Consider the following 19,238-nt stretch of genomic DNA (forward strand, 5'->3'; position numbering starts at 1 on the left):
CCCCGTGGTCCAGTTCAACCCAAGTACTTGCGCAGAGGTTCTAAGCGCGAGCGATGCCGTAAGCGGCGCAGGGCCTTCTCCTTTATCTGCCGCACGCGCTCCCGAGTGAGGCGAAAGTATTCACCTATCTCCTCCAGCGTCAAGGGGCGGTCACCATCAAGGCCAAAGTATAGCCGGAGGATCTCGGCCTCCCTGGGACGCAGGGTGGCCAACACCTTATCGATCTCGTTGCGCAGTGACTCGCGCATGAGCGTGCCATCCGGTGGATCGTAGCGGTCACTCTCCAAGACGTCCAGGAGGCTGGTCCCCTCCTCCTGTCTGAGCGGCTCATCCAGGGAGATGTGGCGGGCAGCGTTTCTGAGCACGTCGGCCACCTCCTGCGTGCTCAGGTCCATCTCATCAGCAATCTCGTCCATGCTTGGTTCGCGGCCATAGGCCTTCTCCAAGGCCTCAAAGGTGCGCCCCACTTTGTTGATCGCCCCCACACGATTGAGTGGTAACCGCACCACTCGCGACTGCTCGGCAAGCGCCTGCAAAATGGACTGCCGGATCCACCACACGGCATAGGAGATGAACTTGAAACCGCGCGTCTCGTCAAATCGCTGTGCGGCCTTGATGAGCCCCAAATTCCCCTCGCTGATCAAGTCCTGTAACGGTAGCCCCTGTCCCTGATACTCCTTGGCGACGCTGATCACGAAGCGTAGGTTTGCTTTGACGAGCTGCTCCAATGCCTCGGTGTCCGCATTGCGGATGCGTCGCGCTAACTCTATCTCCTGCTCAGGAGGGAGTGGCGAGTAGTTGCCAATCTCCTCTAGGTACTTTTCAATCGACTGCTTAAAGTGGGACTCTGTAACGTAGCTCTTCTTGGCCATAGACCTACCTTGCGACAGGATCGTCGGGCATTACAGCCCGCTCCGCGTGCACTCAGGGTCGCACTCATCGCTTGACAGCGTGTGGCTCACAACTGCGGTAGGGGCGTGGCGTCTCACCTCCTTTGCTGGCTGCGAAAGCTGGTCACCACGTGAGGGAAGCCTCATACGAACAGGGGCCGGCATCGGCGCCGTCGGAGCGCCTTTAGGCGACACCCAGGCTCTCCACGAGCTTCTTTTCACCAAGACGGGCAAAAGCCACCACTATCATGTGCTGTCCACCGCTAGTCACCTCCTTGCGAATGACCTGTCCAGTGTCGTCCCAGACGGGGTGGTAGAGCTCTTGACCGATGGCAAATGTGGCGCTGGGGTGATACTCTTGAAGGGTGGGCCTATCTTTACGTTCGCGGCCGGCCAGGAGGTCCTCCCACTCCTGACGGTTCACAAGGGTTCGCTTGCCGCACACGGTGCAGCGCAACCAGATAATTTCGCCCCCCAGACCCTTGCCGGCGCGCTTCATCGGGCGGTCTAAGCGACACTGGGGACAAAAGAATGCGACCGCTTTCTTGCTCTTGCGTGCCATCAACGACTCCCAGGTGGCATTAGCGCGCTGTCCCTAGCGGGAACCGCAGAGGGGAGCAGCTCGTGAAGACAGCTAGCCGCGCGCGCAGTCTGAAATATAGTAAACAATTGGGGGTCTGTCAACCCCTAAAAGCGCGGTCTCGCGGCAGCGCTCAGCCCCAAACACTCACCGGGCCACTCCCCCTGAGGCCCTAGCTTTTCGAAAATGACTGCCCAGGCACATATTTCTGCTCGCACGTTCAGGCACACTTCAGGCAGACAGGTGCGTGCGTCCAAAAAAGCGCTTTGCCGGGCCTCTTCCCGTCTCGGGGTATGCGACAGCTCACTGCGCAAGCTTTGGCCTGGGGGTTGTCCCGCCGCGCACATTCATGCCGCAGAGGCAGAAACTGGCGTGGCGCTTCGTCAGCGCTCCCGCTCATCAGGGACACCTCTACCTTTGCGCTTGGGTGAGCCTACGGTTCCGCGGGCTACTCAGCCAGAACTTCTAGTGGTTGGGGCGCCAGAGATTTGGCGGCGATTTGGCGGCGATGGTGCTGGAATACAACCCTGGCGGGAATAAGGAAAGCTGCCACACAGACCAAGAGCTTCACCTCGAAAACACCAACGTGGCTGACGCTACGGCTCGGGAGCAATGCGAGCACAAGGCCGGCGGTGGTGACGGTCAGGCCTAGGGTGCCCCCTTGCACGCACACCCATCCGCGCTTGAAAAAGCCCTGTTCCGCCGCAGCCAAGTGCGGGGTCACGCGCACCTTCAGCAAGGCCGCGAACATGTAGAGGTAAGGGATGAGCTGCAAGATCGTGGTGGCCTGAAGTAGAATCAGATACATTTCGTTCACGGTCGAACCCACCGCGGTAAAGAGGATGAAAAGACCCGAAGCGGCGCATTGCACCAGGAGCGATACGTAGGGGGTTAGGTAACGCGCGTGGGTGCGCCCAAGGGCGCTGGGCAAGTAGCGGTCCAGGCCGATTACGAACGGGATGCGCGCCGACCCTGCTAACCACACCGAGGTATTGCCTGCCGCGTTGAGGCTCATCAAAATGGCAATAGGTGGCACCAGCCAAAGGAGCTTGAGGTCGGCTGCAGCAATGCTCACCCCCTGCAAGAGCCCCTCGATCAGGCCGATCTTCTGCGCGGGAACAATCGCCTGCAGGGCGAAGGTGCAAAGGAGGTACAGACCCGCAGTACACACCCCGGCAACCACAACCGCCCGTGGGATGGAAACAGATGGTCGTTTGATTTCATCACCGAGCACTGAGCCCAGCTCCAGGCCCACGTAGTTGAGGCAGACGATGCTCAGCAGAGAAAAAGCGCGCAAATCGTGTAACGGCGTAGTGAGCGCGGATACGGACAGTGGGTTGGCCATCCCGCGTCGCTGAACAGCCAGGATGCCTACCGCGACTACCACGGCGGTAGTCATGACTGTGGCCAACACTGCGATGCCCTGTACCCACTTCCCCACCTCAAAGCCGCGGATATTCACAAGGGTGATAAGCACCAGCAGGGATAAGGAGATGCTCGCCATCGCCGCGGGCGTCTGGCTTAGGTAGGCAGTCTTTTCGCCGCCTATGAAAGCAGTGAAGCCAATAACGTAGAAGAGGAGCGTGGGGACGTAGAAGATGTTATTGGTCCAGTAGCACCACCCGCACACAAAGGCATGAGCATCACCGAAAGCGGCTTTGGTCCAGTTGTATATGCCCCCTTCGCGTGGATACCGGCGGGAGAGCTCCAAAACGGCGATGCTTTCTGGGAGCAAGAAAAGGAGAAAACCGAGTAACCAAAGGAGCAAGGCACCTGGGCCGATGCTTGCCACCACAGGAGTGCTGTTCAGGTTGACCAGGGCGACGGTCAGGAAGAGGGCCAAGTGAAATGGGCCCAAGATTCGCCGCACCGTGGCCCGAGGGTGCTCTATGGTCGCCTCCTCAAGCAAGGGTAGTACCTAACCTTTCTGCCCTGCCCGTTCCAGCACCTTTTCCTGGGAGCGGATGACCATTTTCGCAGGAGTCCTGTCCGCGGTTAGCCCGGCTTCGTACTCGGGTCGACAGGCGCGCCGGGCCTCGTCAGTCTCTTTTGCCAGTCGCTGCGGGGACCATCTCAGCTCCTTCGCCATCAACTTGGCACACGACACCACAGGCTCGTCACCGGGGTAGCCGGCGCTGCCAAGGTCGGTACGCCTAAGCAAGGCGTCGCTCAGGGTGCAAGCCATTTCCTCGCGCGCTGCGTGCACCACCTCTGCCTGCAATACCTCGCCTGCTCCGTGCACTGGCCTTAGCAGTTCCGCGTCCTCCTGTCCGTAGGCAAGAATTCGCTGGTATTCGGAACCATACGTAAACACCAGGTGCCGTACTTGCTCCGGCGTGATAGAATCCCGCGTGCGGGCCGTTGCCTCCTCCAAGAAAGAGCTGAAACGCGTGATCTCCCCTCCCATTAGGGGCCGAGCGCGCGAGGCCGAGGGAGTCGGTTCGTGGCCAAGCTTGCGCAACGCCATGTCTATCAGCTTTTCCGCCACATCCCGCGCAGTGGTGTATTTGACGCCGACCACTGAGATGAGGCCTTCAGGACCGCCGGCGCGCCCATGGTCGTGCAGCCGATAGTGCTTGGTGAGCACCACTTCGCCCGTCTTGGGATTGATCCCATCCATAGGCAAGAAGCCTTTGTGCACAAAGAGCACCTCCTCAGCGTGCAGCGGCGCACCCGGGTAGGCGCTATTCACTTCCTGCAGAAACTGCTCAACCTCTTGCTCCGTGACCACCAGGCGCACCTGGGCGTCATGGTAGGGGCGATGAAAAGTGCCGATGATAGTCCGCCCCCGCCACGGCGCCATGAAGAGCACATGGCGACCACCGTACAGCCCGCCCTTGGGGGTGGGATAGCTGAAGCGGCCGTACACGCCTGCAGCATAGCCATCAAGCAACTGCCTGCGCACGATGATATTCATGGCGGTGGAAAGGCGCATTGGCACCTGGGGTAATCCGCTGGCGGCTAGCAGTTCGTTGACCCAGCCACCGGCGGCGTTGACCACCACCCTGGCACGAATATCGAAGGTCGCCCCGCTGAGCGAGTCGCGAGCGTGCACACCTATCACCCGCCCCTCTTTGCATAACAGGCGGGTAGCTTCCACGTAATTGGCAAGCTGCGCCCCCTCTCTTGCCGCCGAAAACAAGAAACCCAAAGTTACGCGCTCAGAGTTGTACATCTGCGCATCGGTCCAGCACGCCCCACCGGTGACCCCAGCGGGGTCGATGCCAGGCAAAAGTTCCAGCACCTGCTTGCGGGAGATCACCCGCCCAGCGGGGATCCACTTGTCTGGGTCCGCAAGGCGGTTGCGATCAAAGCTGAGGAGGTCATTGGCCAGAAGACCAAGGCGCATCACCTCACTTCCCTTCATCAGGTGGCCGTAGGTGGGCATCACGCACGGGAGGGGATGAACCAAGTGGGGCGCGATGCTGAGGAGGATACGGCGCTCCCTGACGGACTCGCGCACCCGCTTCAGGTCCAGATGCTGGAGGTAACGCAGGCCACCGTGGATAATCTTCAGGCTGTTGGCAGAGGTACCGGACGCAAAATCGCCGCGTTCAATGAGCGCGACCGACAGCCCACGGAGCGATGCTTCCCAGGCGGCGGTGGCCCCATAGATCCCCCCACCGATGATGAGCACATCAAAAACGTGGTCGGACAGTGCTTGCGGATTCCGTTCCATGCAATCAGAGCTCTCCTTTACCAGAACCGAATGACCCAAACCGTTTTTTGAGCATCAACGATGGTGTCTGGATGGACCATCCACCACCTGTTCCAGCAGGGTGCGAAGCTTATCATGGTATACAGCAGGGCTGTAACGCTCCTCGGCAAGTGCTCGTGCCGCACGCGCCAGCCGCGTGGCCAGGGCCGCGTCGCCCAGCACGCTCACAATGCCGTCCGCCAGCGCAGTAGGCGAGATACCCGTCAGCATGGCCACCCGGTTGTTCAAGACCTGCGTGTGGGTGAGGTGATCAGTGGCCACAATGGGCACGCCGGAGCGCAGGTAAGAGTAGATTTTGAGCGGCGTGTTCGTCCCTTCGAAGCGGGGGCTTACCAGCACGTCGGCCACCCGGTAAAAGTCCTTGATGCGCTCTGGGGGCACTGCCCCTGCAAAAAGGCAGTGAGCGCTAACGCCGCGCTCCTCAGCTTGTCGACGATAGTGAGTGACCTGCTCCGGCCTGCCCCCCACCAACAGAAAGAGCGCGGTAGGAAATCGTCGGACCACTTCAGCCGCCGCGTCAATGAGCAGGTCAATGCCCTGATATGGCTCAAATGTCCCCGTATAGAGCACCACCCTGCGTCCGTCAAGGTGGTACTGCCGGCGCAATTCCTCAGGGCTCTTGCGCACCGAGTTGGGCGGGTCGGCCACTTCAAGAACGTTTTCGATAACTGTGATCGGGGTGCAGGGCGCCACCGTGGCAGCGTGCCGAGCCAACTCTGGACAAATGGCAATTACGCCCCGAGCATTCCGCAGGGTCTTCTTCTCCGCCCAGCGGAAGAATCCCAGGGCCAAGCCCGAAGTGGTATATCGGAAATTCACAAGTTGCTGGGGGAGGCTGGAATGCATGTCGTACAGATGGGGTATGCCGCGCCACTTTGCCAGAACTGCGCCCCAGAAGCAAGCCTCCTCATGGGAATGAATCAGGTCATAACGAGTGTGGAGCACCATGCGCACCGACCAAGGGATCATCCACACCAGATCCAGGAGCAGCTTCTCTTTCGATGGCCCAACACGTGCGCCTCGGACAAAGGGCAGCCTAGGGATGCGTACGATGCGCACGTTGGGGTGGCTGATGTCGCGGCCGAAAGGGTAGGTGAGCAAGTCCACATGATGCCCCATGTCGGCCAAGGCGCGCAGGCGATGGAGCGAGCTAAAAGAAGTACCACGGGGTTCAAAGAATGGCTGTGGCAAAAGCATCAAGATCTTCACCGCCCACACCTCACTTTCCGCGCTAGCGCCCCGGGGCCTCCCTCCAGATGAGGATACCAGCAGCACAACGGCGTACCTTCTGTTCCCCTTGCAGCAGGGTGCCCAGACGACTCGGCACAGAGTGAAACCACTGCCTTATTCTCTCGCGATCCCCCTTCTGGCAAAGACCTTCCCCACGATGCGCTTAACAGTGACCAAGGTGATAGGCGAGAGAGTCCTTGGCTGCCTCGGGAGCGCAGGTGGCTGCTCCAGCTCATAGACTGCCACCCGAATTGCCCCTAGTGACCTCCACACCACAGCATTGCGTGTGCCCTTTCCCGTGACGCGACAGAATTGGGCAAACACGTCGTGCCGGGCATCGCCACGAGAGGTTTGTGCTCGGCACCTTCTGACAGGTCACACTGTGGACGCACGACAACAACCCAACGACAGCGTCGGCACATCACGCTATTACCTCAGCCCGCTACCCGCAAAGTGGCTTCTAAAGGTCCGTCTTGCACCGAGTTCGCGCGCACCTTCCGTGCAAGGGGCTTCCCCAACAGGATACATCCCGTTCTATAATGAAACTCAATCTCGCTCGCATGGAGAAGACGGGAGCGTAGGCCTGTCAGCGCCAGCCTCCGCACCGCAGCAGTCAACGGACCAAGCGCTCCCATCTGTCGGGTGCGGCGTGGCCTGCGCCAGCAGCCGAACCGTTCACGTCCCCTTTTCGGGGTGGGTCTCGAAGGGAGCCGTCACACTTGACCCCCACCGCCAGCGGAAGGACCTGCGTCCCCCCGCGGCAGAAGCAGGCCGTTCAGTGCCAGGAAAGGCCGGCTCACTCCTTGCCTGTGGACTCATCCAGTTTCCGCTGCAGCTGTTCAATCCTCTCGCGGAACCGGGGGTTGTCTGGGTGCTTGCGTGCCAGAATCGTAAATACACTGATGGCCTTTGCATATTGGCCCTGGGCCGCATAAATCTCACCCAGCGTAGGCGTGACGATACGTTCTTCTTCGGCAGTGGGCTCCTGGGGCGTAGGAGCCGGCGCAGGAGGCTCTTCTGCCAGCGCCTCCGGGACAGGAGGTGGCTCCTCCACCCTCTCGAACAGCTGCTCACTCACAGACTCAGAAGTGCTTGGTTCGACTGGAGGTTCCTCGATCCTTGGCTCAAGTTCCTCCAGGCCAGTTTCAGGCGCCTCCGACTCGGGCCAAAAAAACTCCTGGATGTCCACAGCTTCAGACTCGGGAGTTTCCTCCTCTTCCACCGTTGCAGGAGGGGGTTGCTCCTCGTGAAAGATGTCGTCCAGGATGTACGAGAACCGGTCCTCTACCGCGTCAGGCTGAGGGCTTAAGGTCGGCGTTTCGGCGGCGGTGCTTGAAGGCGCCGGCGCGGCGGCTTCCTCCTCGGAGGGAGAGAGCCTGTGTTGGCGCATAGCGTTGTATGCGGCGCGCACATCTTCATCCCAAGGGTCCAGGTTCAAGAGCTCCGCGTAACTCAGCTCCGCCGGTTCGTCCTTGCCCACGCTGTGCTGCAAGTCTCCATAACACTTCCACGCCAGAGGGTGGCGCGGGTCCTGGTCCAGGAGCGCCTTGAGCGCGTGTAAGGCTTTGGTCTGTTCGCGTTGCGCAATGAAGGCCCTTGCCAGCACCAGCCTGCCAGTGACGTAGCGAGGGTGGTACTTCAGGCCCTGTTCGCACACCGCCACCGCTTTGTCCGGCCTGCCGACGGCGATGTATGCATCAGCCAGTCGGGCAAAGCGCATGGAGTCCGGGTGCTGAGCAAGCACCGGTTCAAGCTCGGCTATGATTTCTTGTGCAATGTGTGGAGGTGTTGTCATATGTGCATCCCCGCCTTAGATCGAGTACCCCTTCTGACCCTCTGCGGCCCCACCTCGACCGCCACGGTTTTTCATACAGCAGAAGGGTCCTATGTGCTGACAACTTCCTGCAGGGAAGCCTCCGCCCTACCACCCTGCTACGGTTCTGTTCAGGATCTCAGTGACCAGCTTGCGAATAGCTTCACTCACCCCCTCCTGGCGCGCGGCGGTGCCACCCGCATTCGGGTCGTATGCCCCCCACTGGGTCAAGCGATCCTTCCAGACCTCTTGGTTCTTCTTCACGTCAAAGTAACGCACGTCCACCGTAATGTAAACCTTCAGCTCCTGTACCATCTCCTGCTTGTCATAGGGGCCAGCCCGGTCGGTCACGGAGACGATGACCCCCTCCAGTATCGAGTCCGCGGCATCTCGCTCTACGATGCGCAGGGTGTTGTCGCGCGTGAACTCTTGCACCAGGGCCTCGGTCATCTGCTCCCTGATGCCAAACTCGGCGGTGCGGTCTTCGAACAAGGGGATGGCAATGGTCTTGATGTGCGAGGCGCTCCCTGGGGAAAAAGAGTAGTAGGCACAAGACGGCAGCAGCATCGCCACCAGGGCCAGTACAGAAATGTATGGAGCTCTAAAGACCATACTGCTTGATTTTGCGATAGATGGTCCGTTCCGACACGCCCAACAACTTTGCCGCCTTTCGGCGATTATTGTTGGTGGCCTGCAACGCTTTACGAATCGCCTCCCGTTCGCTGTCGCGCAGGGCGTGGACAGTCTCCTCATGCTGCTCGTCTACGGCCACATCCACCACCGGTTCTGGGTGGGCGCCTCGCCATGGCATCAGGCCGCGGGGTGCGATGAGGCCGTCGTAGATGAGCCGGCGCAACTCAGCGATTTCATTGCGCAACTCCACCAACGCGCGGTAGATAAACTCGCGTTCCACCTGTTCCACCGTCTTGCCCACCGGCACGGGCAAACTGCGTTCTCCTTCGCCAGGGGGCAGCAGGTGGCGCGCCAGAACCTGATCGGAGACACGCTTTCCTTTTTCCAACACGATGATGCTCTCCACCAGGTTCTTCAATTGGCGCACATTGCCGGGCCACGGATAGTTTTCCAACATGTGGTAGGCGGATTCAGTGAAGCCCTCAAACTCGATGTGGTTATCGCGACAGAAGCGGCGCACGAATAGATCGACCATTGGTCGAATATCCTCGCGCCGCTCCCGCAAAGGGGGCACGTGAATCGTGACCGCATTCAGCCGGAAGAAGAGGTCTTGGCGGAAAGTGCCTTTCTTGACCTCGGCTTCCAGCTCTTTGTTGGTGGCGGCAATGACCCGCACGTCCACCTTCACCGTGCTACTGCCGCCCACGCGCATGAACTCCTTGTACTCCAGGACGCGCAGGATCTTGACCTGGGTGGCAAGAGGCATTTCGCCGATTTCGTCCAGGAAAATGGTGCCCTTGTCGGCGATCTCAAAGTACCCCTTTCTGGTCCCAATTGCGCCGGTGAAGGAACCTTTCTCGTGTCCGAACAGTTCCGATTCGAGTATCCCCTCTGGGATGGCGCCGCAGTTAACCACCACCAGCGGGTGATCGTTGCGCAGGCTTGCCGCATGAATGGCCTTGGCAATGAGCTCCTTGCCCGTGCCGCTTTCCCCAGTGATGAGCACCGAAATGTCGGTGGGTGCTACCTGCTCCACCGCTCGCAGCACGCGCTGCATCGCCTGGGAGACCGCGACAAAGCCTGTCTCCTCCGCCCAAGACGCCGTTGTCTGCTCCTGGTCGTCCAACGCTCACACCTGTGCCGTCTGCAGCTGCGCTCGGAACCAGGCCACGGTCCGCCGTAGACCCTCATCCAAGCTCACCTCAGGCTCCCACCCCAGTACCTCTTTGGCCTTGGCGATGTTAAGCACGCTCCGCCGCTGCTCGCCCTCTTTTGGCGCATCGTGCACCTCTTTCTGATGCGCGCCACATAGCCCATTGAGTTTGGCAAAGATGGTGTTCACATCCGTCTCGATCCCGGTACCGATGTTGACGTAGTCGCTGCTGGCAGCACCCAAGGCCAGCACGTTGGCCCGCACCACGTCATCGACGTACACATAGTCACGCGTCTGCTTACCATCGCCATGGATGAACGCTTCTTTCCCGGTCAGCAGACGAGTGGTGAAAATGGCGACCACGCCCGCTTCCCCAAAGGGATTCTGGCGCGGACCGTATACATTCGCATAGCGCAGAATGAAGTAGCGCATGCCATAGGTGGTGCCGTAGAAATGAACGTACTTTTCGCACGCCAGCTTGGTGATACCATAGGGGCAGGCAGGCCACGTCGGGTGCTCTTCGTCGGCAGGGAAAACGTTCTGCTCCCCATACACAGCGCCGCCGGTGGAGGCGAGAAGAAAGGTACGCACACCGTAGCGCTTGCAGTTCTGAAGGAGGTTAATGGTGCCCAGTACGTTAACTTGTGCATCATAGATTGGGTCTTCCACCGAGCGCCGCACATCCATCTGCGCCGCATGGTGGTTGACCACGTCAAAGCCCCCTTCGGCAAACACCGTGTTTAGCGCGGCGTCCCGGATGTCCATCTCATAGAAACGCGCCTTGGGGTGGACGTTCTCGCGCCTCCCCGTGCTCAGATTATCCACGACCGTGACTTGGTGACCCTCCGCTATGTACGCATCGACCACATGGCTACCAATGAAACCCGCTCCTCCCGTGACCAGTATCCGCATCTGCTCCGTCCCTTTCCTGCTCTACGTCCGCTGCAACCGTTGCAAAGCGCGCGCGCCGATGTCCTTGCGATAGTAGGCGCCATCAAAGGTGATCTGCTTGACCACGCCGTAGGCGGTGCGGATCGCCTTCGGGATGCTCTCCTCCACGGCCGTGACGCCCAGTACTCGCCCGCCATCGGTGAGCACCTGGCCGTCAGCCATCCTCGTTCCGGCGTGGAAAATGAGTACGTTCTCGGGAAACTGGCGATCCAGGCCGGCAATGGGCTTGCCCTTCTCGTAGGAACCAGGATAGCCTGCAGAGGCGATGACCACGCACACCGCGGCGGCGGTGTTCTCTTTGATGGACACCTTCGCCAGCTCGCCATCAATGGCGGCATTCATGAGCACCAGCAGATCGTCTGCCAAGAGTGGCAACACCGCCTGAGTCTCCGGGTCACCGAAGCGGCAATTGTATTCCAACAGGCGCGGTCCTTGGGGGGTGATCATCAGCCCGAAGTAGAGGACACCGCAATAGGGCCGCCCTTCTTGGAGCATCCCCTGAATAGTGGGTCGCACCAGTTGTTCCTCGATGAGGCGACGTTGCTGCGCATCAACCACAGGCGCAGGCGCATAGGCACCCATGCCGCCGGTGTTGGGGCCCTGGTCTCCATCGAAGAGCCGCTTGTGATCCTGGGCAGGTGCCAGGCAGCGGTAGCTGTCGCCGTCGGTCACTACCAGGAGCGAGGCCTCCTCGCCCTCTAAGAACTCCTCCACCACCACCGTCTCCCCTGCTTGGCCGAAGGCTCGCTGGACCATGATCGCCTCCAAGGCGACGCGGGCTTGCTCGCGGCTCTCGCAGACCACGACGCCCTTGCCGGCAGCCAGGCCGTCGGCTTTGAGCACTACGGGCAGCGGGTGCCGGTCGATGTAACGCCAGGCGGCTTCGGGGTCCGTGAAGGTTGCAAACGCGGCGGTGGGAATGCCATGCCGTCGCGCAAACTCCTTGGCGAAGGCCTTGCTCCCTTCCAGCTCGGCGGCCGCAGCGGTGGGGCCGAAAATGCGCAGGCCGTGGTGCTGGAATTCGTCCACAATGCCGGCGACCAGCGGGGCCTCAGGGCCCACTACCGTCAGGTCGATTCTGCGTCGACGGGCAAATTGCACCAGCCGCCTGATATCGGTGGGCGCAATATCCACGCACTCGGCCACCTGGGCGATGCCCGCGTTGCCAGGCGCGCAGTAGAGCTTGCGCACCTGGTCGCTTTGGGCCAGCTTCCAGACCAGGGCGTGCTCCCTCCCACCTCCTCCGACCACCAGTACCTTCATAGTCTTCGTCCGTGTGTGCGTATTGGGATGGTATCCCCCAGGGCTTAGAATTGCACCTTAAGCTTTCTGCTCCGCCCGCGCAGGGCGTCGATCTGGTCGCGCAATTCTGCGGCGCGCTCGAACTCCAGGCGCCGGGCCGCCTCCATCATCTCCGCCTCCAACTGCTCCAGGAGCTGCTCCCGCTCCATGGGGGTCATCTTCTTCCAGCGCGCAGTCAGCGACTGTGTGCGCTCGGCCTCGCGTGCCCACCTGCTCGCTTTGGCGTCGGCTACCCGCGTAGCGCCCAATACATCTTCCACCGACTTGTATATGGTGGTAGGCGTGATGCCATGTTCCTCGTTGTACTTCTGCTGAATAATGCGCCGGCGGTTGGTCTCCTCAATGGCGCGTTGCATAGAGGAAGTTATCTGGTCAGCGTAGAAGATCACCTTGCCGGCCACGTTGCGCGCCGCCCTTCCAGCAACTTGAATGAGCGAACGCTCAGAGCGCAAGAAGCCCTCCTTGTCCGCATCCAGTACGGCAATGAGGCTGACCTCCGGCAGGTCCAACCCTTCCCGCAGGAGGTTAATCCCCACCAGAACGTCAAACTCCGCTAGCCTCAAGTCCCGCAGGATTTCCACCCGCTCCAGGGCATCGATCTCCGAGTGCAGGTAGCGCACGCGGATCCCCAGGCCGGCGAGGTAGTCCGTCAAGTCCTCCGCCATGCGTTTGGTGAGCGTAGTGACCAGGGTGCGCTCGTTGCGGGCCACACGCTCGCGGATCTCTTTGACCAGGTCATCGATCTGCCCCTTGACAGGCTTGACCACAATCTCGGGGTCCACCAGGCCAGTGGGGCGGATGATCTGCTCTACCACCACTCCCTGGCACTTCTCCAGCTCATACTCGGCCGGCGTGGCGGACACAAACACCGCCTGGTTAATGAGGGATTCGAACTCGTCGAAGCGCAGGGGGCGATTGTCCAGTGCCGATGGGAGGCGGAACCCGTATTCCACCAGCGTCTCCTTGCGCGAACGGTCCCCGTGGTACATCCCTTGAATCTGGGGGATGGTCACGTGAGACTCGTCGATGAAAAGCAGAAAGTCCTTGGGGAAATAGTCCAGAAGGGTGTAGGGACGTTCACCCGGCGCGCGCCCGGAGAGGTGGCGCGAGTAGTTCTCGATGCCCGGGCAGTATCCGAGCTCGCGCAGCATCTCCAAATCATAGCGCGTGCGCATCTCAAGGCGCTGGGCCTCAAGGAGCTTGTTGTGGGCGCGGAAGTAGGCCAGTCGCTCCTCCAGCTCCGCCTCGATGCTCTTGATAGCTTGCTCCAACTTGGGGTAGGTGGTCACATAGTGCTTGGCCGGATAGATGGCCGTGCGCTCTAATTCAGCCTTGACCTCGCCAGTCAGCACATCCACGCTGTAAATGGCCTCAATTTCGTCACCGAACATCTCGATGCGCAGCGCGTCTTCCTCGTAGGCAGGGATGAGCTCCACCACATCGCCGCGCACGCGGAAGGTCCCGCGCCCAAAGGCAATGTCGTTCCGCGTGTAATGGATATCCACAAGACGCGAGAGCAGCTCATCGCGCTCAATGTGCTGGCCGCGTTCGATGAATACCAGCAAGGCCTGCCAGTCCTCAGGGCTTCCGAGGCCGTAGATACAGGACACGGAGGCGACGATGATCACGTCCCGACGCGACAAGAGTGAACTGGTGGCCTTCAAACGCAGGCGGTCAATCTCCTCATTGATTGAGGTGTCCTTTTCGATGTACGTGTCCGTTTGCGGGACGTAGGCCTCAGGCTGGTAGTAGTCGTAGTAGCTGATGAAGTACTCCACCGCATTGTTGGGGAAAAAGCCCTTGAATTCGCCGTATAGCTGCGCGGCGAGGGTTTTGTTGTGAGAGATGACCAGAGTCGGGCGATTCACGTTCGCGATGACATGCGCCATCGTGAACGTCTTACCACTGCCGGTCACGCCCAGCAGAGTCTGAAAGCGCTGGCCGCGGAGGATGCCCTCGGTCAGCTCGGCGATCGCCCTGGGCTGGTCGCCCTTTGGTTCAAGCTCCGTGATTAACTCAAAGCGGCTCATTGCCTCGGTCCTGCGTCCAACTGCCGGCTTAAATATACCCCAGTTCTGCCAAAATGTCAAGGCCAAAAAGGGGTTGAAATAGCTTGACTTTTTCCGGCGATACTGTTACCTTTGACCGAACGCTATCGTTGCCATTCGGGTTCTGCCATGGAGGCTTTGCCCGCATCACTGGCAGAGCTCATTCGCCCCGTCCTGGCGAGTGTGTCGAGCCAAGAGGAGCTTGTGGCAATGGGGCCTTTGCATTGGAAGTCGTGGGCGGCAGGAGTGCTGCTGGCAGTGGGGGGCCTGGCAAGCCAGGCGAGCACCAAGGAGACCCATGCGTCTTTCCTCGCCAGGCGAGGAGAAATCGGCGTGGCGGCCGGCGGCTGTCACCACGCGGTCCGCGATGAGCTTCTTTCACAAGAAAAGTACACAGGGGGCGCGTGGTGGTATGCCATTAGCTGGCGCGCAAGAAACGGCATGCCTCGCGCTGGGCTCTGTCTTGACGTGGCCACCGGGGTGGTGAGCAACTATGGGGTTTCCGCGCAAGTCCTGACCGGCACCTTACGGCTGGCATGGGTCTATCCTGTGCGCCAGTGGCGCCCATTCGGTCGGCGTACCCAGTTCCTCCTGGGGCCGAGTACCGGGCTTGTTCTCTACTCACGCGTGCAGCGCATCGCCAGAGGCGGGGCCAGCTTCTTCGACGCTTACTCCGCTGCGGCGCTCGTTCTTGTCGGGCCATCTCTTGCCTTCCACTCCCAGCTCACAGACCACCTGCGAATGGAGGCCAGGTCTGAAGTGAGCCTCCTCGCAGTGGGTGGCAAGTTGATCGACCTGCGTGAAAGCAAGTCGTCACTGGTGAGGCCCCTCGCCCCCTGGCAGGCTCTTTTCACGCTCTCAGAAGTGAACCTCCTCTGCCCTCTTTGGGGGCCGGTGAATGCGCGGGCAGGATACCGGCTGTCGCTCCTACGCCTCTCGGCATGGGACTATCTGCTCCTTGCCGCCGATACGATTTATCTTGGTATCGTGGTAGCCCTATGAAAGCGACCAGCTTGGCATACCCGCTGGTAGTGGTACTCACCTCCGTGCTCTGTTCCTGCGCAGACATTCTTGTCCCCGAAGGCGCCCCAGAACTGAACCTGCAGGACTTTGAAGCTGCCTGGCGCTTTGCGGACGAGTACTATCCTTTTTTCACCTTCAAGAATGTCAACTGGGACAGCCTCCGTGTGGCCTTCGAGCCGAGAGCAGCTTGTGCTCGGGGGGACGAACTCTATCCGCTCCTCTTTGCGCTCTTTGTGCCACTCCGGGATGGGCACATTGAAGTGCAAAGCGAGGCGGGCTATCCCATGGTCAACTACCGCCCCCCGAGAGCCGGAGATGCCCGGGCATTTGACCCGGTCCTCCTGCGCAAGTACTTCCCCAAACCTCTCTCAGTAGTAGGTGAAAACAAGATCGAGTTGGGGCTCGTCGATGAAGCTGTGGGGTACATCCGCTTCAGCACCTTCGCCAAGGGCGACTGGGTAAGAGAAGTGGACGAGCCACTGGAACGCCTCCTCCACACGCTCGGCCTAATCGTTGACGTCCGGAACAACACTGGTGGCAGCGGCAAGACCTACGGGTACATACTCCCTCGCCTCATCGATCGGCCGGTCGTGGAGACGGCATATTATTGGGACGGCAGTGTGCGCTCCGGCACCATCCAGCCAGCAGCTCGCCATTACACAGGCAAGCTCGTGGTGCTGATCAACGGCGCTTCGTTCAGTGCTGCGGAGGTTTTCACCGAGCTTCTGCGCCAGCTGCCATCTGTGACGGTGGTCGGTGACACCTCCGGTGGCGGTGGCGGCGACACCGAGCTCTTTGTCCTGCCCAGTGGGAAGAAGCTGAGGCTACCGGTCAAGTACTTCCGCCGCCATGATGGGGAGATGATCGAATGGAATGGGGTCATCCCCGACGTTGTGGTCGAGCAAAGCGTCACGGACATCCTTCGCCAGAGGGACCTTCAGCTTGAGAAGGCCATTGTCCTGGCGCGCAAAGGGCTGTAGACTGGGGCTGCTGAGCTCCCACACCACTTATGGCATGCTGACCACGGGTCTTCCGTCGCTCTGCTACCCCCGCACAAGTGCCTCCCTCATCGGCCCTTCCCCAAGCGCCATGGCGCAAGAGGAAAAAGACCTTGCATTTCTGCAGGGCCAGGCGTATATTTCAACCGTTTTGTAGCGGGCCCCTGCGGCAGCAGGGCTATGGGCACATGAGGATTCACTTCGCGAAAGGATAGCGCGTATGCCGCTCATGACCAAAATGCGTCAAAGTATGAAGACCATCCTGATGATCCTGGTCCTTGCGTTCCTTGCCACCATCGTGTTCGAGTGGGGGATGGGTGGGCTTAAGTGCGGGACCTCAAGCCGGTTCCAACAGGGCGTCATCGCCGTGGTCAATGGTCAGGACATCACGCGGGAGCAGTACGACAATGCGTTGGAAAACGAGCTGACTGCCTACCGCCAGCGCACCGGTTCTGACGTGGATGAGTACGGCATTGAAAGCATCCGCAGCAGCGTATGGGATCTCCTGGTGGAGAATGTCCTCTTGACGCAACAGCTCGAACGGCTCGGCCTCCAGGTGACAGACGACGAGATCAAGCACCACATCTTTGAGCAGCCGCCTGACTTCGTACGTGAGCAGGAGGTGTTCAAGGGCGAAGACGGCAACTTTGACCTCCGCCGCTACCAGGCGGCTCTGCAGGATGATCGTTTTGCCGAGTACTGGCGCAATGTGGAGCGGGCTCTGCGTCTGTACCTTCCGCGCCAGAAGCTGCAAGAGGCCATTGTGGCAAGCGTGCGGGTGACAGACGACGAAATCCGCCGCGAGTACCAGCAGCAGAAGCAACGCGCACGCGTGAAGTACGTCTTCTTCGACCCGACCGCCCACGGCCAGGAGGAGCCACAGGTTGCCCCCCGGGAGGTGCTCGATTACTACCGCGCCCATCGCAACGATTTCCTGGAGCCGGAGAAGCGCAAAATTGACTATGTGTTGTTCAGCACGCAAGCCACTGCGGCCGACACTGCCGAAATCTATCGGCTCGCCGAAGAGATCCTCACCAGGGCACGGCAGGGCGAGGACTTTGCTGACCTAGCGGAGACCTACTCTGACGACCAAGGCACTGCAGACAAAGGTGGCGATTTAGGCTATTTCGACCGGGAAACGATGGTGCAGCCATTCTCGGAAGCTGCCTTTGCAGCCCCGATAGGGGCGGTAGTTGGGCCAGTGCGCACAGTTCACGGCCTGCATATCATAAAGGTGGAGGACAAGAAGAAGGAGGATGGCACGGAAAAGGTGAAGGCGCGGCATGTCCTGCTCAAGTTCGGTCCGCTCCGCGCCACAATCGAAAACGCTAACTATGCAGCCCGGACCTTTGCTGATCGATTGCGTGAGGGTGAGGACTTTTATGCTCTTGCCAAAGCCGAGAATCTCGAGGTCCACCATAGTGACTTTTTTGCCGCGGGTGGTTTCATTCCAGAATTGGGGCGAGACCCACAGACTTCCCGTTTCATTTTCGCCGCCCCCAAGGGAACTACAAGTGGCGCCATCAAAACACCACGTGGGTTCGTCGTGCTGGTCGTGACGGATATTCAGAAGGAGCGGATGCGCCCGGTTGAGGACGTCGAGCCGCAAATCCGGGCGGTTCTGGTGCAGCAGAGCAATCGAGAGCGCTCCAAACGCATGTGCGAGGAGGCCTACAAGAAGATCGCTGCAGGCATGAGCCTCGAAGAGGTGGCTGCCCAAGATTCGCTTGAAGTGAAAACCACCGACTGGTTTACCATGGGGGGTTTTGTGCCTGGCGTGGGGCGCGAACCTCAATTCCTTGGTGCCGCCTTCGGGACGGACATCGGCAGGGTGTCAAAACCCATCGAAGGGAGGCGGGGCTCCTACCTGCTCCAGGTGCTGGAGAGGGAGGAGTTCAATAACGCGGACTTTGAGCAGCAAAAAGCCGTGCTCAGAAACCAGCTCTTGCAGAGGAAGAGGAACCGCGCATTCCAGGAGTGGCTGGCGGACCTGAAAAAGAAGGCCTCAATCAAGGACTTCCGCGGCTACTACGGCTATTAGACGGGGCATGAACGCACGAGGCCGGTGCCTGAGCACCGGCCTCTTTTCTTTTTGAGACTCAGCTTCTGCGCAGGGTTGGCGCTCAGAATTTCATATTGGCGAATTCGCCATAGAGTGACAACACCGCCGGCAGGTACTCCCGTGTTTCGCGCGGCAAGACCTTATCATCCCTCCCACTCTTTACCCACAGGGCAGCCCATTTCTCGCCCCCGTTGTAGGCGGCCAACCCACCGTCCACATCGTAGTACTCGATCTGGCTGGCTAGGTAGCGGGCCCCGAGCCGGATGTTGTAGATAGGGTTAAACAGCACCTCTTCCGGCGAGCTCCAGGTAATGCCCTCGTAGCTGGCCAAAAACATGCCAGTGGCCGGCATGATCTGCATCAGACCCATGGCCCCAGCAGGTGAAACGATCTCCGGATTCCACGTGCCAGCGGTCTCATGGGTGATGGCCGCGCAGAGCAGGTCGATGTCCAAATTGGTGTACTTCAGCGACATGTTGTAGATCTCGTTGGCGATCTCATAGCGCTGGCTTGATGGCATCGCCGGATTGTACATCTGGATGATGGCCATCACCTTCTGGATATTGTACTGCCGAATGCTGTCAGCGTTGAGCGAAGCCCGTAGTTGTTGGATCGATTCCTCCAATACTTCAACTTGGTGTTTTGGCGCGAATCCTACTATGCGCAGCACCAGCCCCCCAATGGCAACGAAGCCGACGACTGCTGTCGCTGCGAGCACGCCACGTATCAGTCGCCTATGTTTGTTCTTACGATTTCCCATGCCACACTCTCCTTCCAAGCACTTCTACCCCATAATATAGTGCAAAGGCAAGCCGCCATTACCAAAATCGGAGGCGA

The 19,238-nt window shown here is 60.1% G+C and carries 15 protein-coding genes; 3 read left to right on the top strand and 12 right to left on the bottom strand.

All coding sequences use genetic code 11. The annotated features are described in order from the left end of the window. Nucleotides 1–14: 14 nt before the first annotated feature. From ONB25_01035 to uvrB, 11 genes are all read right to left on the bottom strand, one after another. Nucleotides 15–872, bottom strand: coding sequence for an RNA polymerase sigma factor RpoD/SigA (locus ONB25_01035; GenBank protein ID MDZ7391473.1), 858 nt, complete (start codon nt 870–872; stop codon nt 15–17). Between the two features lie 202 nt (nt 873–1,074). Continuing rightward, nucleotides 1,075–1,452 carry a hypothetical protein gene (locus ONB25_01040; GenBank protein MDZ7391474.1) on the bottom strand — a complete coding sequence of 126 codons (378 nt, stop codon included), beginning with the start codon at nt 1,450–1,452 and terminating at the stop codon, nt 1,075–1,077. Nucleotides 1,453–1,918: 466 nt separating this feature from the next. Next, on the bottom strand, nt 1,919–3,379 hold the full coding sequence (locus tag ONB25_01045; GenBank protein MDZ7391475.1) for an APC family permease: 1,461 nt from the start codon (nt 3,377–3,379) through the stop codon (nt 1,919–1,921). 9 nt (nt 3,380–3,388) lie between these two features. Next, a complete protein-coding gene (locus ONB25_01050; protein MDZ7391476.1) occupies nt 3,389–5,149 on the bottom strand; it encodes a glycerol-3-phosphate dehydrogenase/oxidase in 1,761 nt (586 codons plus the stop codon). A gap of 54 nt (nt 5,150–5,203) precedes the next feature. Continuing rightward, a complete protein-coding gene (locus tag ONB25_01055) occupies nt 5,204–6,397 on the bottom strand; it encodes a glycosyltransferase (GenBank protein ID MDZ7391477.1) in 1,194 nt (397 codons plus the stop codon). Between the two features lie 817 nt (nt 6,398–7,214). Then, complete coding sequence (locus tag ONB25_01060; GenBank protein ID MDZ7391478.1) at nt 7,215–8,213, bottom strand: tetratricopeptide repeat protein; 999 nt, start codon at nt 8,211–8,213, stop codon at nt 7,215–7,217. Between the two features lie 126 nt (nt 8,214–8,339). Continuing rightward, nucleotides 8,340–8,843, bottom strand: a complete 504-nt coding sequence (locus tag ONB25_01065) for a penicillin-binding protein activator LpoB (protein MDZ7391479.1) — start codon at nt 8,841–8,843, stop codon at nt 8,340–8,342. Beyond that, complete coding sequence (locus tag ONB25_01070) at nt 8,833–9,990, bottom strand: sigma-54 dependent transcriptional regulator (protein ID MDZ7391480.1); 1,158 nt, start codon at nt 9,988–9,990, stop codon at nt 8,833–8,835. Before ONB25_01070 ends, ONB25_01065 begins: the two co-directional genes overlap by 11 nt. A gap of 3 nt (nt 9,991–9,993) precedes the next feature. Continuing rightward, complete coding sequence (locus ONB25_01075) at nt 9,994–10,929, bottom strand: GDP-mannose 4,6-dehydratase (protein ID MDZ7391481.1); 936 nt, start codon at nt 10,927–10,929, stop codon at nt 9,994–9,996. A gap of 21 nt (nt 10,930–10,950) precedes the next feature. Further along, nucleotides 10,951–12,231: a phosphoribosylamine--glycine ligase gene (gene purD / locus ONB25_01080; GenBank protein ID MDZ7391482.1), complete on the bottom strand. Its 1,281-nt coding sequence runs from the start codon at nt 12,229–12,231 to the stop codon at nt 10,951–10,953. 44 nt (nt 12,232–12,275) lie between these two features. After that, entirely contained in the window at nt 12,276–14,300 is a 2,025-nt protein-coding gene (uvrB, locus tag ONB25_01085; protein MDZ7391483.1) for an excinuclease ABC subunit UvrB, read from the bottom strand. A 228-nt stretch (nt 14,301–14,528) separates the two neighbouring features. On the opposite strand from uvrB, the gene ONB25_01090 reads away from it, so the two are divergent. The 3 genes from ONB25_01090 (at nt 14,529) to ONB25_01100 (ending at nt 18,380) form a co-directional block, all read left to right on the top strand. Beyond that, nucleotides 14,529–15,320, top strand: coding sequence for a hypothetical protein (locus ONB25_01090; GenBank protein ID MDZ7391484.1), 792 nt, complete (start codon nt 14,529–14,531; stop codon nt 15,318–15,320). Beyond that, nucleotides 15,317–16,321 (top strand): S41 family peptidase, encoded by a 1,005-nt coding sequence (locus ONB25_01095; GenBank protein MDZ7391485.1) that lies wholly within the window; start codon nt 15,317–15,319, stop codon nt 16,319–16,321. The genes ONB25_01090 and ONB25_01095 overlap by 4 nt, the downstream gene beginning before the upstream one ends. A gap of 256 nt (nt 16,322–16,577) precedes the next feature. Next, complete coding sequence (locus tag ONB25_01100) at nt 16,578–18,380, top strand: peptidylprolyl isomerase (GenBank protein ID MDZ7391486.1); 1,803 nt, start codon at nt 16,578–16,580, stop codon at nt 18,378–18,380. A gap of 82 nt (nt 18,381–18,462) precedes the next feature. Here ONB25_01100 and ONB25_01105 read toward each other — a convergent pair whose 3' ends face one another. Continuing rightward, nucleotides 18,463–19,161: a transglycosylase SLT domain-containing protein gene (locus ONB25_01105; protein MDZ7391487.1), complete on the bottom strand. Its 699-nt coding sequence runs from the start codon at nt 19,159–19,161 to the stop codon at nt 18,463–18,465. Nucleotides 19,162–19,238: the final 77 nt, after the last annotated feature.

This window comes from candidate division KSB1 bacterium (genome assembly GCA_034506335.1).
GTDB lineage: Bacteria > Zhuqueibacterota > Zhuqueibacteria > JANLFK01 > Oleimicrobiaceae > Oleimicrobium.

Bases quoted from the DNA above. Each gene is read 5' to 3' on its own strand.
- ONB25_01060 (MDZ7391478.1), bottom strand. From the start codon at position 8,213: ATGACAACACCTCCACACATTGCACAAGAAATCATAGCCGAGCTTGAA.
- uvrB (MDZ7391483.1), bottom strand. From the start codon at position 14,300: ATGAGCCGCTTTGAGTTAATCACGGAGCTTGAACCAAAGGGCGACCAG.
- ONB25_01105 (MDZ7391487.1), bottom strand. From the start codon at position 19,161: ATGGGAAATCGTAAGAACAAACATAGGCGACTGATACGTGGCGTGCTC.
- ONB25_01100 (MDZ7391486.1), top strand. From the start codon at position 16,578: ATGCGTCAAAGTATGAAGACCATCCTGATGATCCTGGTCCTTGCGTTC.
- ONB25_01075 (MDZ7391481.1), bottom strand. From the start codon at position 10,929: ATGCGGATACTGGTCACGGGAGGAGCGGGTTTCATTGGTAGCCATGTG.
- ONB25_01050 (MDZ7391476.1), bottom strand. From the start codon at position 5,149: ATGGAACGGAATCCGCAAGCACTGTCCGACCACGTTTTTGATGTGCTC.
- ONB25_01065 (MDZ7391479.1), bottom strand. From the start codon at position 8,843: ATGGTCTTTAGAGCTCCATACATTTCTGTACTGGCCCTGGTGGCGATG.
- purD (MDZ7391482.1), bottom strand. From the start codon at position 12,231: ATGAAGGTACTGGTGGTCGGAGGAGGTGGGAGGGAGCACGCCCTGGTC.
- ONB25_01035 (MDZ7391473.1), bottom strand. From the start codon at position 872: ATGGCCAAGAAGAGCTACGTTACAGAGTCCCACTTTAAGCAGTCGATT.
- ONB25_01095 (MDZ7391485.1), top strand. From the start codon at position 15,317: ATGAAAGCGACCAGCTTGGCATACCCGCTGGTAGTGGTACTCACCTCC.
- ONB25_01040 (MDZ7391474.1), bottom strand. From the start codon at position 1,452: ATGGCACGCAAGAGCAAGAAAGCGGTCGCATTCTTTTGTCCCCAGTGT.
- ONB25_01090 (MDZ7391484.1), top strand. From the start codon at position 14,529: ATGGGGCCTTTGCATTGGAAGTCGTGGGCGGCAGGAGTGCTGCTGGCA.